This window comes from Ureibacillus chungkukjangi (genome assembly GCF_003217295.1).
GTDB classification, from domain to species: Bacteria; Bacillota; Bacilli; order Bacillales_A; family Planococcaceae; genus Ureibacillus; species Ureibacillus chungkukjangi.
Genome location: NZ_QJTJ01000008.1, coordinates 89,554 through 105,071 on the forward strand (window position 1 = coordinate 89,554; position 15,518 = coordinate 105,071).

The 15,518-nt window shown below is 36.6% G+C and carries 19 protein-coding genes; 7 read left to right on the forward strand and 12 right to left on the reverse strand.

The features are described 5' to 3' along the window. Positions 1 to 50: 50 nt before the first annotated feature. A complete protein-coding gene (locus tag BJ095_RS08300; RefSeq protein WP_107934703.1) occupies positions 51 to 611 on the reverse strand; it encodes a C40 family peptidase in 561 nt (186 codons plus the stop codon). A 312-nt stretch (positions 612 to 923) separates the two neighbouring features. On the opposite strand from BJ095_RS08300, the gene BJ095_RS08305 reads away from it, so the two are divergent. Then, positions 924 to 1,298: a hypothetical protein gene (locus tag BJ095_RS08305; RefSeq protein ID WP_107934702.1), complete on the forward strand. Its 375-nt coding sequence runs from the start codon at positions 924 to 926 to the stop codon at positions 1,296 to 1,298. A gap of 47 nt (positions 1,299 to 1,345) precedes the next feature. Here the strand turns inward: BJ095_RS08305 and BJ095_RS08310 are convergent, their stop codons facing one another. Together BJ095_RS08310 and BJ095_RS08315 are read right to left on the reverse strand one after the other, a co-directional pair. Continuing rightward, on the reverse strand, positions 1,346 to 2,911 hold the full coding sequence (locus BJ095_RS08310) for a BCCT family transporter (protein WP_235867612.1): 1,566 nt from the start codon (positions 2,909 to 2,911) through the stop codon (positions 1,346 to 1,348). A gap of 146 nt (positions 2,912 to 3,057) precedes the next feature. After that, on the reverse strand, positions 3,058 to 3,213 hold the full coding sequence (locus tag BJ095_RS08315; protein WP_107934700.1) for a YpzG family protein: 156 nt from the start codon (positions 3,211 to 3,213) through the stop codon (positions 3,058 to 3,060). Positions 3,214 to 3,646: 433 nt separating this feature from the next. Here BJ095_RS08315 and BJ095_RS08320 point away from each other — a divergent pair, with 433 nt between their 5' ends. The 4 genes from BJ095_RS08320 to BJ095_RS08335 all read left to right on the forward strand — a co-directional run bounded on the left by BJ095_RS08320 (position 3,647) and on the right by BJ095_RS08335 (position 6,008). Beyond that, entirely contained in the window at positions 3,647 to 3,949 is a 303-nt protein-coding gene (locus BJ095_RS08320; protein ID WP_107934699.1) for a YunC family protein, read from the forward strand. A 151-nt stretch (positions 3,950 to 4,100) separates the two neighbouring features. Next, complete coding sequence (locus BJ095_RS08325) at positions 4,101 to 5,222, forward strand: alpha/beta hydrolase (RefSeq protein ID WP_107934698.1); 1,122 nt, start codon at positions 4,101 to 4,103, stop codon at positions 5,220 to 5,222. Between the two features lie 154 nt (positions 5,223 to 5,376). Continuing rightward, the gene (locus BJ095_RS08330) at positions 5,377 to 5,604 is read left to right on the forward strand and encodes a phosphate-starvation-inducible protein PsiE (RefSeq protein ID WP_107934697.1); all 228 of its coding nucleotides are present in this window, start codon (positions 5,377 to 5,379) and stop codon (positions 5,602 to 5,604) included. Positions 5,605 to 5,735: 131 nt separating this feature from the next. Beyond that, entirely contained in the window at positions 5,736 to 6,008 is a 273-nt protein-coding gene (locus tag BJ095_RS08335) for a YqhV family protein (protein WP_235867613.1), read from the forward strand. Between the two features lie 13 nt (positions 6,009 to 6,021). Here the strand turns inward: BJ095_RS08335 and corA are convergent, their stop codons facing one another. From corA to BJ095_RS08365, 6 genes are all read right to left on the reverse strand, one after another. Beyond that, positions 6,022 to 6,984, reverse strand: a complete 963-nt coding sequence (gene corA, locus BJ095_RS08340) for a magnesium/cobalt transporter CorA (protein ID WP_107934696.1) — start codon at positions 6,982 to 6,984, stop codon at positions 6,022 to 6,024. Positions 6,985 to 7,215: 231 nt separating this feature from the next. Continuing rightward, the gene (locus tag BJ095_RS08345) at positions 7,216 to 7,905 is read right to left on the reverse strand and encodes an ABC transporter permease (protein WP_107934695.1); all 690 of its coding nucleotides are present in this window, start codon (positions 7,903 to 7,905) and stop codon (positions 7,216 to 7,218) included. Further along, on the reverse strand, positions 7,905 to 8,819 hold the full coding sequence (locus BJ095_RS08350; RefSeq protein ID WP_107934694.1) for an osmoprotectant ABC transporter substrate-binding protein: 915 nt from the start codon (positions 8,817 to 8,819) through the stop codon (positions 7,905 to 7,907). The genes BJ095_RS08345 and BJ095_RS08350 overlap by 1 nt, the downstream gene beginning before the upstream one ends. Beyond that, positions 8,816 to 9,463, reverse strand: coding sequence for an ABC transporter permease (locus BJ095_RS08355; RefSeq protein ID WP_107934693.1), 648 nt, complete (start codon positions 9,461 to 9,463; stop codon positions 8,816 to 8,818). Before BJ095_RS08355 ends, BJ095_RS08350 begins: the two co-directional genes overlap by 4 nt. Continuing rightward, positions 9,460 to 10,641, reverse strand: coding sequence for a betaine/proline/choline family ABC transporter ATP-binding protein (locus tag BJ095_RS08360; protein WP_107934692.1), 1,182 nt, complete (start codon positions 10,639 to 10,641; stop codon positions 9,460 to 9,462). The genes BJ095_RS08355 and BJ095_RS08360 overlap by 4 nt, the downstream gene beginning before the upstream one ends. A 529-nt stretch (positions 10,642 to 11,170) precedes the next feature. Then, entirely contained in the window at positions 11,171 to 12,010 is an 840-nt protein-coding gene (locus tag BJ095_RS08365) for a DUF2268 domain-containing protein (RefSeq protein WP_107934691.1), read from the reverse strand. Positions 12,011 to 12,145: 135 nt separating this feature from the next. Between BJ095_RS08365 and BJ095_RS08370 the strand changes: the two genes are divergently transcribed. Next, complete coding sequence (locus BJ095_RS08370) at positions 12,146 to 12,397, forward strand: hypothetical protein (protein WP_107934690.1); 252 nt, start codon at positions 12,146 to 12,148, stop codon at positions 12,395 to 12,397. Positions 12,398 to 12,504: 107 nt separating this feature from the next. Here BJ095_RS08370 and BJ095_RS08375 read toward each other — a convergent pair whose 3' ends face one another. From BJ095_RS08375 to BJ095_RS08385, 3 genes are all read right to left on the reverse strand, one after another. Then, entirely contained in the window at positions 12,505 to 12,837 is a 333-nt protein-coding gene (locus BJ095_RS08375; RefSeq protein WP_107934689.1) for an ArsR/SmtB family transcription factor, read from the reverse strand. Beyond that, complete coding sequence (locus BJ095_RS08380; RefSeq protein WP_107934688.1) at positions 12,837 to 13,265, reverse strand: SRPBCC family protein; 429 nt, start codon at positions 13,263 to 13,265, stop codon at positions 12,837 to 12,839. The genes BJ095_RS08375 and BJ095_RS08380 overlap by 1 nt, the downstream gene beginning before the upstream one ends. A 101-nt stretch (positions 13,266 to 13,366) precedes the next feature. Then, entirely contained in the window at positions 13,367 to 13,597 is a 231-nt protein-coding gene (locus BJ095_RS08385) for a hypothetical protein (RefSeq protein ID WP_107934687.1), read from the reverse strand. Between the two features lie 135 nt (positions 13,598 to 13,732). On the opposite strand from BJ095_RS08385, the gene BJ095_RS08390 reads away from it, so the two are divergent. Next, on the forward strand, positions 13,733 to 15,490 hold the full coding sequence (locus tag BJ095_RS08390; protein ID WP_235867614.1) for a sulfatase-like hydrolase/transferase: 1,758 nt from the start codon (positions 13,733 to 13,735) through the stop codon (positions 15,488 to 15,490). Positions 15,491 to 15,518: the final 28 nt, after the last annotated feature.

Here is a 15,518-nt window from a genome sequence, read left to right on the forward strand (position 1 = left end):
ACTAAAAAACACCAAAATGCTTCTGATACAGCAATTTGGTGTTAGCGAAATTAATAAATAATAGGATAAACCTGATTTGAAGCATCATTTTCAAGCAGGTCTGCTAATTGTCCTTCAAATTCTAATCGAAGGTTCTTCATATTTCGCAAATCATTTGGTGACACAAGGGAAATGGGCTTATGGATTTGACTAATTCCGCCTTCATTTAAAACCTGAGCAACAAATTCTGAGCAAAAGAAAGCATGTTTTCTTTGATACGGTTTATTGATTATAAAAGTAATAAGTCCTATAAGATTATAACGATAAAGATGTTTTTCCATCTCAATTTTATAGATAAAAGATTTCATTCTATTAATTTGAATTTCCGATACGTCAAAACTATAAATAGCACATCTCGCATTTTTAAATAATCCTTGTCTTACATCCTCATTTACAAATCCACCAATAAAAGGATTCCGAGGTCTTTTACGTCCAAAACTGTAGACTTCGTTGAAATTTTCATCAAATACAATCGATGCATGGTTATAAGGCTTTTTTGTATATAGCTTAACCATCCTTGTAAACATCGTACCTGTATCAGTCAGTAATAAATATACCTTCTTCCTTTCCATCCTATTACCCCTTCGTTTATATCTCACTATTAATAATAGAATACCGACTTTGTTCTGTTAACCGACTGAGGAAATAGTTAAGTATAAGACCTAAGACGTAGTTTCACTGTTTTCATTGATAAGAGTCCTATAATAACCGTGCATAAAAGCTAAACAATAGCATAGTTGTTTTTATGAAAAGAGTTCTGATAATAGAACCCTTTTAAAAGAAATTTTTAATCCAAAAACATATCTGCTGATTCAGAACTTTAGTTACTATATAATATCTTAAGACTAATTATATTTACCTTTTATTTTTAAGGAGAAGACTATATGAAAATAGACCGAGAAGTCCAATTGTTAGAACGAGCAATTTCACAAAGCGATTATCCACAAGCTCGCAAAATTATCGAACTACATATCGATAAATTTAAAAAACAGTTTGTCCGTTCAACATTAAGTATGGAAGCACTAGCCTTGGTAAATGTTGTTTTGAATTTTCATGGCGATGCGGATAACAAAGATGTGTACTCAAGAGAAACACTGCTGATCATTCAGCATATCAATAAGCTTGCAAGAGATTTTAGATTTGCTGAGATAAAACGCTTCTCTTTTTTACAGAAGGAGTTATTATCAAATCCTAAAATTTATGATGCTTTAAGTTCAGATGCTAAGGCATTAATCGCCCCTCCTACTAAAGAAAGCTAAAAAAATAATCCCGGAGCATATATCTCCGGGACATAATTCTATATTTATTACTTACGGAATTTCTGCTGTTCGTTCTCGCGCTCAATATGTTCGCGCATTTTCTTTAATCGTTTAATTTCGTGTTTTTTAATCGGGATCATTTCCTTGCTTAGCATTTTCCATAGGGTGATACCAAGTAATAAAATGATAAAGATAAATGGCAAAGCAGCTATCAAGGAAGCTGTTTGCAGGGCATCTAATCCACCCGCATATAGTAAAACACCAGAAATTGCCGCCATTAATACTCCCCATGTTAATTTCGTAATAACTGCCGGATTAATAGCACCATTCGAGGTCATGCTAGCCATGATAAAAGTTGCTGAATCGGCTGATGTTATTAGGAATGTGAAAATAAGAATGATTCCAATAACAGATGCAATCATCGATAAGGGTAGATTATTTAAGGTTTGAAATAGAGCAACAGTAACATCTTCATTTACCAATGTCGCAATACCCGTATTTTCATGTAAATCGTACCACAGCGCTGTCCCACCAAATGTTGCAATCCAAAAACAAGAAATTACTGGAGGTACAATTAGTACACCGAATATAAATTCTCGTATTGTTCTCCCTCTTGAAACCCTCGCAATAAAGGCTCCCACGAACGGTGACCAAGAAATAGCCCAAGCCCAATAAAACACTGTCCAATCCTTAACCCAAGTATCCTCTTTATAAGGCTGCAGGCGCAAACTGTATTCAACGAAATGCGATATATAATCTCCTACCGCTAACGTAAAGGTTTCCATGATAAACACTGTTGGTCCCATAATAAATACAAAGGCGAGTAAAAGTATGGCTAATCCCATATTGACGTTACTTAAAATTTTAATACCCTTTTGTAAACCAGTTGTGGAGGATAGCATATAGCCAATAAACATCAGCCCAATGATTCCGACCTGTACTAAAAAATTAATAGGCACACCAAATACCGCATTCAACCCACCATTCGTCTGTAAAACCCCTAATCCTATAGAGGTTGCTACTCCCATAACTGTTGCTATTACTGCAAAAATATCGATAAGATTCTTTATCCCCTTTTTTGAGCCTACTATCGGCTCTAAAGACGTCGAGATAAGCAAATCCTTCTTTCTGTTAAATTGCATATAGCACATGATAAGTCCCATCAATGCATAAACAGACCATTGACTGATCCCCCAGTGGAAGAACGAATAGCCCATAGCAAGTCTTGCTGCATCTGTTGTTAAAGGCTCCACATTATCATTTGGTGTCGTGAAAAAGTGACTCATTGGTTCAGCTACTCCCCAAAAGACTAGCCCTACTCCTAGACCTGCTGAAAACAGCATTGAAATCCAAGTCATATAGGAGAAATCAGGCTTTGCATCGTTTCCCCCTAGACGGATTGATCCAAATCTACTGATTGCTAGGAATAGTAAGAAGAGAATAATGACAAAAACTGCCAGTAAATAGAACCATGAGAAATTACGTGTTGTCATATCAAATATATTACTAGCAACTTCACCAAAACGGACTGGAAACAACGCACCTAAAATAACTAATAATAAAATAACTAAGGCGGCGATAGTAAATACAGGATTTTTTATAATTTCCTTCACAAAAAAACAACTCCTCATAACGGATAACTTAACTTATATTCCCCTATTGCTTCAGAAGTAAACATTATAAATAGCACATTAATATCGAGGATTTTTAGATATATGTAGATAAATGAAAAAACCCGGAATAATCCGGGCTTTCGATTTTACGTAAATCTGCTAACTTTCGCCGCCGTTCTCAATAATTGGTTATGAAGAGATATCTTCGTTTCACCATTCATCTGAGATTTATGAAACTTCGGCTTTTCCCAGTTACGGTGATTCTTTGAAGAATTAGGATCTAAAATGCCCTTTTTTCCCATCGGTCACACCCCTGTTTTAAGATAGTAGATTTCTAACGTGAAATCAAAATTAGTATGATGCAGTCACCGTAAATCATGCGTTATTTTTATTTTTTCATGGGAACTATTTATTTTAATAAAAGAAAAAACCCGGAATATAAATTCCGGGCATGTTCACAAAACTTCCATGATGCATAAAACTAAAAAAGCCTTTACGCTAAATTAGCTTTAGTGTTCTAGAGACATTTGGACTTGCATCCTAATGCTGCAACGGTAACACCCCTGTTCATCATGTTTTATATCTTTGTGAAGCTGTAATTAGTATGGAATGTTTTTTATTTTTTATTCCTCTAAAAAAATAATACTTCTTTGCCCACTTTCTTTAGAAAATCTCAATCGTAGGGGAACACTTTTTTCCCCCTTCCATATTTTATAAAGGAAAGGGGCGATAAATATGGTTTCGATAGAACCACTTGAAATAGACGGACACATGTTTACTGCTGTTACTGTACGGTTACCAAAAACGACACTTTTAACTGTTTCAAACGAAAACGGCTACATTATGTGCGGGGCATTGGATGTTGGTTTGCTAAATAGCAAGCTGGCCGATCGTAAAATTATTGCTGGTCGTGCTGTCGGAGTAAAAACAATCGATGAGTTATTAAAAGCGCCACTAGAGTCCGTTACTCATGAAGCAGAAAAATTAGGTATTGTAAAAGGTACAGTCGGTGAAGACGCATTAAAAATGATGATTTAACAAAAAGACCTGAGAAAATTATATTCTCGGGTCTTTTTCGTTCTTCATATTGAAAAAAATAAGCTATAACAAGATATTTCTCACCGTATAGCCAAAATTTTAACGGTTAAAATAAATCCAATCTCAAAATTAGGTTAACAGGGGTGAAACTATGAAAAAATTTCCTAAAATCATAATTAGTTTCATACTTTTTTTTAGTTTAGGAAGTACCGTTCTAATTCTTGCACAAGAAAATCAAGAAACCGACGCCGTTGAATCCAAATCCCCCAATGTAGATATAACCATTACAGGTGAGGCAGATGAACAGCTCCTCGATCAACTTACTACAAATTTAAAAGCTGAAAGCGAAGAGGAAATCGATGCAGAGGAATCCATTAGAGGGTCAAATCAATACATCGATATGGACCAATTTAGAAAAAGATATCTTGACATTCCTTATACTGAATCAGATAACGACAGACAACAATTAGACATTGTATTTCCGCCATTCGGGAATCCGCCTTATAAAGTAATCGTGGCACTTCATGGAGGTGGATGGTCAAGCGGAGACCGTAAATCCGCATCTCTTAGGAATATTCAAATGGCTGCACAACAAGGTTATGTAGTAGTAAATGTTGGTTATCGTCTATCAGACCAAGCAAAATGGCCAGCTCAGCTTTATGATGTAAAAGCTGCCATCCGATATATACGGGCCAATGCAAAGCAATATCGATTTGACACACGGAATATCGTCGTATGGGGGAATTCAGCCGGAGGACATTTGGCGAGTATGCTCGCTGCAACCAATGGGATGGAAGAGATGGAGGATCTTTCAATGGGCAATCCTAAAGCTTCCTCTGAGGTACAAGGAGTTGTATCCTGGTACGGAATTTCAGACATTACAACCCTTCCAGATGCCAGTATCAATATTGCAAACAGGCTTATGGGGTTCAATGTTCGAGAAAAAACAGATGAAGCAAAGGTTGCTAGCCCTATTTATCATGTAACAAAGGACTTCCCGCCAATATATATGATACATGGCACAAACGACCGAATCGTCCCCTTCGAGCAATCTGTTGACTTCGCAAAGAAAATCAATCAAGTAACCGAAAAAAAACAAGCATCGTTAAAACTTCACATTAATGCAACACACGGAGATAATGATATAAGAAATGTAACCAATGTGGATGAAACCATGAACTTTATCGATAAAATTATGTATCCAGAACGAAAAAACCCTTACCGTACAAGAAAGTATAACGAAATCAAAACATCCTCCGAAAAAGCTTCTTAATTAAATAGAGACGTTCTTATGAATTGACGTCTCTATTTTTATTTCTTAAAACTCACTATATCCTTTTTATCTCCATGTCCAACATTTATAATTCATCAATAATGTGTTAAAATCAAATCGATAAAGCGAAACCACATTAGGGGGAGAATATTCAATGGGTAACTCAGTTATAAAACCAAATGCTAAAATTAGTCCAGAACGCGAAAGTGAAGCATTGGCTATTCGTAATAACTTAATTATTGAACTATTAGTTAGTGTATTAGATGAACAATTAGTTATCGAACGTCATATTTTACGTGAACGTTTAGCAAACCTTATCGAACTTGCTAAATATGATGAAGAGCTTACAGAAACTCTTCACGCTACAATTAATAAATTATAATTCCCACATATAAAAGAGTCGCTTATTTAAAAGGAGCGACTCTTTTATATGTTCTTAGCTCTATATTTTAAAATAAATTAACAAATATTCACTTCCGGACAAGCATAGACTTTCCTTATCAAAGCGAAAGGATGGTGTATGTGGCGTCTGCATTACTTTATATGGTATTGATTCGCGTAATATCTGGAAGTTTAGAGCTTACAGTTGCTGGACTAATGTATAAAACTCATGATTTGGAAAAAGCTTTAGCACTAAATTCCATGCTGGCTTTAGTGGGACCCTGCGTTCTAATTCTTACGACTGGACTAGGCGTTGCTGGATTAGGAGATAAGATTTCTTTCCCTAAAATCATTTGCATATTTAGCGGTGTTTTGTTAATTTTACTGAGCTTAAAAATGAAATAATTTAATTATCCCCTTATTTAAACCAGCCTTTTTTTCTAAACCAAAGTAACATAGCAGCACCGATTAACAGCATTAAGAATAGTGAAAATATATACCCATATCTCCACGACAGCTCCGGCATATTCTCAAAGTTCATTCCATAAATACCCGCTATAAAGGTCAATGGTGCAAATATAGATGTAATAATGGTAAGTAGCTTCATGACATTATTGGTTTGATGAGAGTTTAATGATAAATAACTATCCCGAATATCGGCCGTGACTTCTCGGTTTGACATAACCATTTCCGAAAGCTTAAGTAGATGATCGTATATATCGGAAAAGTATTCTCTTCTTTCCCCAATCCGATTAACATTTAAATGATGAGAATTTAATATCCGGTAAAGTAAATCCCGCATTGGATTCACGGAATGCAATAGATTTAATAGCATATTTCTTGTTTCAAACAGCTCATCCATGAGATGATTCATTGATTTCTTGTTTGTATTCTCAATCATTTTTTCTAATTCATCTTCTATCTTATAAATAAGTGGGAAATAATTATCGACGAGTTTATCTAATATCTCATAAAAAATATAATACGGATCCCAGCCTGTTAAGGATTCTTGTGATAAAAACCTGCTCCATACTTTCGATACCTCTTCAGAAGGTACCTTATGAAAGGTAACGATACAGCTTTCACCAACAAAAAAATCTAATTCATCCTTGATAATACGCTCGTCTTGTTCTCTGAGAATGTGAGTTACATAAAATGTATAGCTTTTATAATAGTCTAATTTAGGACGCTGAAAATCATGTACACAGTCTTCAATGGCAAGTGGATGGAAGTGAAATGTTTCGGAAAGATGTTTTATTTCATCCTCTGTAGGCTCACTAAAGTCTACCCAAAACCATTTATAATCCGATAGAACCGCTTGATTAATGGCGATATTTTTTTCTAAATGATTGTCATTTGTAATGCCTATAAAATTTATCATTGGATTAAACCCTTTCAAAACATTCAATAGTAAAAGGATATTCCCTTTTTGACGAGAAAATAAACTTAAGAACTGGACATGTACTCTTTTGAACAAACAAGAAGGAGAAACTTTTATAAGTAATAGTATGTGACTGAGTGAAAGTGGTTAATCTTCATCGGATTAGAAAACTTAGCTTTAAGGTCTAAAAAATGCCTAGTCTCTATTTATATGAGACCAGGCATTTTTATATTAAACCGTTGCACTTATTCTCTTTTGCTGACGCTTCACCGGGTCTAATCTGCGTTCTATAATTCCAAGTATGATGTCAGACAAAATTGCCATTAAGGCTGTTGGCAAGGCACCCGCTAAAATAATGGCTGTACCGTCCGTTGCGTTTGTACCTCGGATAATAATATCCCCTAATCCACCAGCACCAATGAATGCACCGATTGCCGTAATACCTATGGCTACTACAAGCGCAATTCGAATACCTGTGATAATAACGGAGAGTGACAATGGCAATTCAACCATATAAAGCACCTGAATCTTAGTCATCCCCATACCACGCCCTGCATCTGTAACACTTTTATTAATGGTTGTAATACCGACATATGTGTTTTTAATGATAGGCAGTAATGAGTAAAAGAATACCGTCACGATAACAGTAGTTTTGCCTAGCCCCAGCACAAGCATTAAAATAGCCATTAAAGCTAGTGCCGGTATTGTTTGAATAATATTTGCTAAGGTGATGACCACATTAGAGAGCTTTCCATATTTTGAAATAAGGACTCCTAGTGGAATTCCTATAAGTGCAGCAAGTAATACACCATAAATAGAAATTAAAAAGTGATCTAAAAACTGATTAAATACATACCAGCCATTCTCCTGTATATAAAACAAAAATTGCTCTGTTGTAGACATCTGTGTCATATCCTGCATTACTCATCACCTCCTGAAAAGTAATCATGCTCATTCAAGAAGTCCTCTGCTACAACAGCTGGTTCGATTAAATTATTATCTGCTAGGAAGTTTAACTCCTGCATTGTTTTTGTTGAAATTTTTCCAACTAATCTTTCCATTGCAGCTTTGACTTCTGGATTTTTCTCAAGTAATTCATTATCTGCAAACGGACTCGCATCATATGGTGGGAAGAAGTTCAAATCATCCTCCAATACGACTAAATCATAGGAAGCGATACGGCCATCTGTTGTATAGCCTAATACAACATCCAATTCTCCAGAATCGACTGCATCGTAAACTAAACCAATCTGCATAGGGTAGGTACGAGAGAAATCGAATCCGTACTCTTCAACGAACCCCTTATAGCCATCCCCTTCACGATTCATCCATGAAGTATCTACTCCAGCTTCGAGTTCACCTGCTACAGAAGCTAAATCACTTACGGTTTTTAATTTGTATTTTTCTGCCGTTTCTTTCGTCACCATAAAGGCATAGGTATTTTCAAACCCATACGAATCAAAGAAGGTTTGGTTGTATTGGCTTGTAAATTCCTTTTGTACGTAAGCCAAGGCTTCATCTGCATCTTTAATAGGCTCTGCCTGTAATGCCCCAGTCAAATCTGTACCTGTATATCTGACTGCTGATACATTGGCATCCCTATTAACCATTGCCTGATGGACTACCGTACTCGTACCGAGATTATTTATAACCTCTGCTTCTTCCTCTGTATAATGCTCAATCATATACTTCAACATATAGGCCAATATCTGGCTCTCTGTTGTTACAACAGAAGCGATTTTAATTGTGCCATTGCTTTTATTTCCTGTTAGCGAGCAACCACCTATTACTAAAGACAAAATAATGACACCAACTAGTAGGAGTTTTATTCTCATGAAGCACGACTCCCTTCAATTCTTAAGCCCTTAGGTGTTACTACTTTTTCTAATTTTGATAATAGGAAGTCAGCTAGCAATGCTAAAAGAGTAACAATCACTGCTCCACCAATGATCAATTCGGCTTGATATAAATTTAAACCATTAAATATATAATCCCCTAGGCCACCTGCACCAATATAGGAAGCTAGCGTTGCCCATGAGATAACATACACTGCTGATAGTCGTATCCCAGACATAATGACAGGGATTGCTAACGGAAGCTCAACTAACAATACCGACTGCAATGTTGTCATCCCCATGGCAATTCCTGCACCCTTTGTATTTCCATTCACAGAGCGCATACCGATAAATGTGTTATTCAAGATTGGCAATAACGAATAAATACATAATGCCACAACTGCCGGCACCTTCCCCACGCCGAATAACGGAATCATTATAGCTAGTAGTGCAAGGGATGGGACAGTTTGCAAAACACTCGTGATGCTTAAAACGATTTTAGAGAGAAATTTTGATTTCGATAAAATAATTCCAACTGGAACTGCAATAATGACACCTAAGGCTAAAGCAATCATCGAAATATAAAAATGCTCCCATGTTTTCAATAAGATATCTGAGCTGTTTTCAGTGAAAAAGGAAATCATCCACTAATCAACTCCTTCAAGTCTTCCGAACCAATCTGACCTTCAACTGAGACTTCTTGCTCTTCATCTCCCCAGATTGTGTCATATACGATATCAACTATATTTGCACGAGTAACTAACCCGACCAAGCGGTGCTCCTCATCGACGACAGGGATATTTTTTAAGTTTCGCTTTAAAATTCTGCGAACAGAATCTTGTAATTTAGAACCAGTTTTTACGTAGAAGACTTCTTTTTCATAGCATTCTGAAACACTTTTTTTCGTCTTACGTGCACCGGTAAAGCTCTCTACATCTAAATATCCTTGTAGTCGATTGTCGCCATCAGTCACAAATAGCGTATCTACTCGTTTTTCCACCATTAAACGAATTGCTTCATCAAGACTTTTTTCGATTGTTATGGAGATAGGTTTGATCATTACTTCATCAACGGTTTTAACATTTGGTTTTTGTTGAATGAGGCGATGTGAACCGATAAATTCTTTTACAAAATCATTAGCTGGGGCTGCTAATATATTATCGGGGGTATCAAATTGAATCAATTTCCCTTCATGCATAATTGCAATTCGGTCTGCTAGTTTAATAGCTTCATCCATATCATGCGTAACGAAAATAATCGTCTTTTTCAGTCGCTGTTGAATATCCTTAATCAAATCTTGAAGTGTATCTCGGGTTATCGGGTCAAGTGCTCCAAATGGTTCATCCATTAAGATAATGTCTTGGTTTGCAGCAAGGGCACGCAATACACCTATACGCTGTTGCTGACCACCTGATAGTTGGGCTGGGTAATAATCTAAGTAGGATTGGGGTAAATTGACAAGTTCAATCAAACGGCGAGCCGTCTCATCCTTCTTCTCTTTTGACCATTTTAAAAGCTGTGGAACTAACGTGATATTATCCCGTATCGTCATATGTGGCATTAAACCAATTTGCTGAATTACGTAGCCAATACTTCTCCTTAAAGTAACGGCATTCATCTTGGTCAGATCTTTTCCGTTCAAGGTCATCTTCCCACTTGACGGTTCAACCATTCGGTTAAGCATCCTCAGTGCAGTCGTTTTACCACTTCCACTTGTACCGATAAAAGCAATAAACTCTCCCTCTTGGATATCAAGGTTTAACTTATCGACAGCAACCTTGCCACCTCGATATACCTTCGTTAAATTTTCAATTTTTAACATTCTCAATCACCTTCCTCACTATTAATGTTACACGGAATTCACAACAAAACAAAGAACTAGATTAATTGCAATATATAATTGTGACAAATTAACGAACTTTTTAGGTAATTTTTGTGACAATTTATCTACAAATATATTAGATTAAACAACCTCTCAATCTACTGATACAAAGCCATTTAGAACCCCTCCAAAAAATTTCAAATACAAGTAAGCTAAAAATAAGCTATTTGGATAAAAAAATTTTAGAGGCTTGACAAAAAGCCATACGACTTTTTTATTAGATACCCTTAAAAGTGAAGGTTAAAACGCGAATATTAAAAAAGGAGAGATTTATTTCACTTTCGCGAATTAAAAGGAAGTCGCTTATCGCTAACTCACTGAGTAAAGCTCCAAATTTTGAGGGGGGAAAATCAATTTATAAAGCTCATCTGAAAGCGTTTGGCTGTTGATGATGCAGTTTGGGTTTGAAATGCTGGTGATTTGATTGATATAGCTTAGCAAATTGCACTTCTTTGCAAATAACGACGGGTTAACTCAATTTAAAAGCTGAGCCCTTCAAAATTTCAGCTGCACTCATTTTAAACAATTCAGTTATGTCGTTGATATCCTGATTCTCTATATATGAGCAGACGATTCTGTAGCCGATACAATAGCCACTCCAATGGGGGATTCCTTCTGCCAAATTACCATATAAAAATGAGAAGTGGTTATCCACACCCTTCACCTTTAATGCTGGCACAAAGAATTTTGTCCACAGGTCCAGACAGTTTTCCTGTGAATATCTCTTTGTCCACGGGGATAGCCATTGCTCCCCATATAAGTTTTCCACAGCATATTCAGCCATCCCTTCCATAATTAATGTATCAAGCAACTCCGTTTTATATGGGGACTTATTTAAATAGGACATTCTACAAATATGATGATACTCATGTGCCAGCAACGCCTTTAATTCTTCTGATTCTAGTTTTGCACCTACAAATAAAAATAGTAGTCCATTATAGGAAACACCGTTCTTCCTAACTTCCACACCTTCCATTATCGGTCGATGTTTTGTGAGAGGGTAAATGAAAATAGGCACATCCGGTCCACCCCATTCCTGTTGTAAGTACTTATATTCACTCCTAATGGTTTCCCATACTTGCTCATTTTCAAGATCCCTCAATATCTCATCGATTGCCGGACTCTCATCTGGATTAAACAATCCCCTTGTTAATAACTCTCTCTGGATATCTTCTGGTGTAGCTTGTGGAAAGAAATCCTTTAACGGACTGGCTATCAATTTTCGATGAACTTCTTCTAAGTTCCCCTGGAGGTTTTTAGATAATTCACTCAAGTTTTTTAGTATTGAAACCGTATCTTCTACTGACATCTATTTCTCTCCCTCTTAAAACTATTATTTCTATAATTTATTGCTTAATAGAAATATCCATTAGACTCCTAACATGTGTCAGCAAAAATAAGTTTCATATATTGATTATTAGTCTACTAAAAAGGAGGGAATAGGATGCATCCAAGAGAAGCATATGCGCTTTGCTGCCGTCATATGGGAAAAAAAGTTCGCATTGTTGAAACGTCCGGCCGTCGACATGTCGGAACAATTACTAGAGTTGAAAGAAACATGGTTTGGATTATGCCAGAGAGTGGTTTTGGTGGATTGGGACTTGGTTTTTGGGGCTTCGGTGGTGGCGGATTAGGGATTGGCATTGCAATCGGTGCCATTGCGGGAATCTTTTTAGCAAACGCATTTTGGTGGTAATCTAGGTAGAAGTACAAAACTCGGCTAGAATAAAACGAGTTAATGTTATTCCTTAACCGTCAAAAAAGAATCTATTTTAGACACACACATCTAAAATAGATTCTTTTCTACTTATTTAAAGTATCATTTTCAACTACATACTTTAATTTCGTTAATTTGTTATACCAGAATTTCTCATAGTAAGAGAGCCACTCCTGTAATTCCTTCAAGGGCTCGGGTTGCAGTTGATAGATTTTTTCTCTGCCGCTTTTTTCACCACGTACTAATCCTGCTTCCGTTAAAACATTGAGATGCTTCACAACTGCATTTCGACTTACTTCAAAATGAGAAGAGAGTTCGGCAATAGATTGGTTTTTTACCGAAAGTAGTCGAATTACTTCTCTCCTAGTTGGATCGGCTATTGCCTGAAATATATCCCCTTTTTGTAGTTCAGAACCCATTAAGCCTCAGCCACTTGTTTTAATTTTTGAACAATACCTGCCCAACCTAGATTCATTGTTTCGCGGATTGCTGATTGTGGACGCTGCGCTTTAGGAACAATCGCATCTCCTTCTTTCCATCCGCCATGGATTACAGTAAATTCTGTTTCACTGCCCAAATCCTTTAGAAGGAAAGATAACTCCCAGCCATCTGTATCCCATTGAATCGAAATTTTGTTCGGCTCTTCAACTTCTATTACTTTACAAGGAGAAGGACCAAATGGGGATTGAACTGTAAATTCGTGTCCAACCTCCAATTTGAAATCACTTGGCATAAACCATTCAGCAATTCCTTGGGCTGTTGATACATATTCCCATACCTTTTGAATCGGTGCGTTTATGGCTATTGTTTGAACAATATCCGGTAGATTTTTATGTTCATTTGACATGTGATAAGTGCTCCTTTAAATCAATATATAACTATTAGGTGTTATTTGCCGATTATATATAACCTAAAGGTGTTATGTCAAACTTCAACAGGAATTGGTATTTAAAAAATGAAAATAAATATAGCAAATAGTAATGGAATTATCGTTAATATAAAACCGATTTTCGTCAGCTTCTTAATAAATAAGAACACGATTCCAATAATCCAAAGCCCTACAAAAAAGGCATCATCATATACAGCTCTTTCAAAGCCGCCTTCCAAAATTGGTATGGAAATGAAAAAAGCAAAAATAGCTGTCCAAACAATATGTATAATTCTGTAAATATTAAACATAAGAACCTCCCTTTCTTCTATTTAATTACTAACGCGTTCATGCACTGAAAGGATTCGACATACAGTAATCTATACAATTATTCTAACCCTTATAAGCAGTGCTACATATAATAATACATTAAAGGGGTGAAAATTTTGTATTCGACAAATGATCCTATAGAATTTAAACGACCTAATATTCTTTTTTTAATCGTCGATGAGCAACGTTACCCGCCCTGTTATGAAACCGAAGCTATAAAGGAATGGAGAAAGGAAAATTTAATTACACAAGAAATTTTACGGGAAAAAGGACTATCCTTTTTAAACCACTATATTGGCAGTACTGCGTGTTCTCCGAGCAGAACGACACTTTTTACCGGGCAATACCCTTCTCTCCATGGTGTAACGCAAACTACGGGGGCAGCCAAAGGAGCATTTGACCCAAACGTATTTGGGCTTGGAGCAAATACAGTTCCGACTTTAGGCAATTATTTTCGTACAGCAGGCTATCAAACATTTTGGAAGGGAAAATGGCATCTTTCAAGCGAGGGCATTTTGATTCCTGGTACACATAATGCCTTACCAAGCTATGATTCAAGTGGCATTTCTGATTCTTCAAAAGTAAAGCTCTATGGAATGGCAAATCGATTGAATGCATATGGCTTTGATGATTGGATTGGACCTGAACCTCATGGAGCAGATCCTCGAAATTCTGGATCCTCAGCCAAAGTCGGGTTAAATGGACGCGATGAAATTTACGCAGAAGAGGTTGTGGAATTAATTCAATCATTGGAACAGAACCCGAAGTCAAGCCAGCCTTGGCTCATAGTCTCATCTTTGGTAAACCCGCACGATATCACTCTTTACGGATCACTTTCTAGACTAAGCCCGCACTATAATTTTGAAATTGACCCTTCGATACCAGAGATTCCACCTTCTCCTACATCAAAGGAGGATTTACGTACAAAACCAAAGGCTCAAATGAGCTATAGAGATGTTTATCAGAACGCCTTTCAGCCAACAATTGACTCAGAATTTTATAGACAGCTATACTATTCACTTCACAAACGGGTGGACGAAGAACTATTCAAAATTTATACAGCCCTGGCAAATTCCATTTTCTACGAAGATACTATCATTATTTTCACATCTGATCACGGCAGTTTACTTGGGGCTCATGGTGGCCAGTTCCAAAAATGGCATAGCGCATATGAAGAAGCGCTGCATGTACCTTTCGTCATCCATAGTCCAAAGCTATTTGCCGAGCCTCGTGAAGCAGAAATGTTAACTAGTCATGTAGATGTTATTCCAACATTGTTAGGGCTAGCTGGCATCGATATAGATAAGGTGCAGGATGAATTACGTAAAACTCACTCTGAGGTACACCCTTTTGTCGGCAAAAATCTTACTCCTTTCATTAAGCGAGAAGAGCCTTTAATTCAGGTAAATGAGCCCCTTTACTTTATGACAGATGACGAGGTGACAAAAGGCTTAAACCAAACAACAGTAGATGGTGAGCCCTATACACCTGTATGTCAGCCAAATCATATAGAGAGTGTCATTATAAAGCTGCCTACCGGTGAAAATGATACAGAAGAGATTTGGAAATATGTACGTTATTTTGATAACCCACAATTTTGGAGCTCTCCAAATTGTGAGGATATTGAAACAACGAAAATTTTCACAACGAAGCTTTCAGATACAAAAGAAGCAAGCATGTTCGTCAATTCAACCAAAACCGAACCAGTAGAAGAGGAATATGAATTATATAATCTAACTAGGGACCCTTTAGAAAAATGTAACTTAGTGCACCCTTTACACGAGACCCCTGAAATAAAATTAGTCCAGCTTCTCCTATCACAGGTGTTAAAGCAGCAACGAAAGCAAAAAAGAATTTACCCGAGTAATAAATAATGTACAGGGGGATTTTCTGCTTGTGATG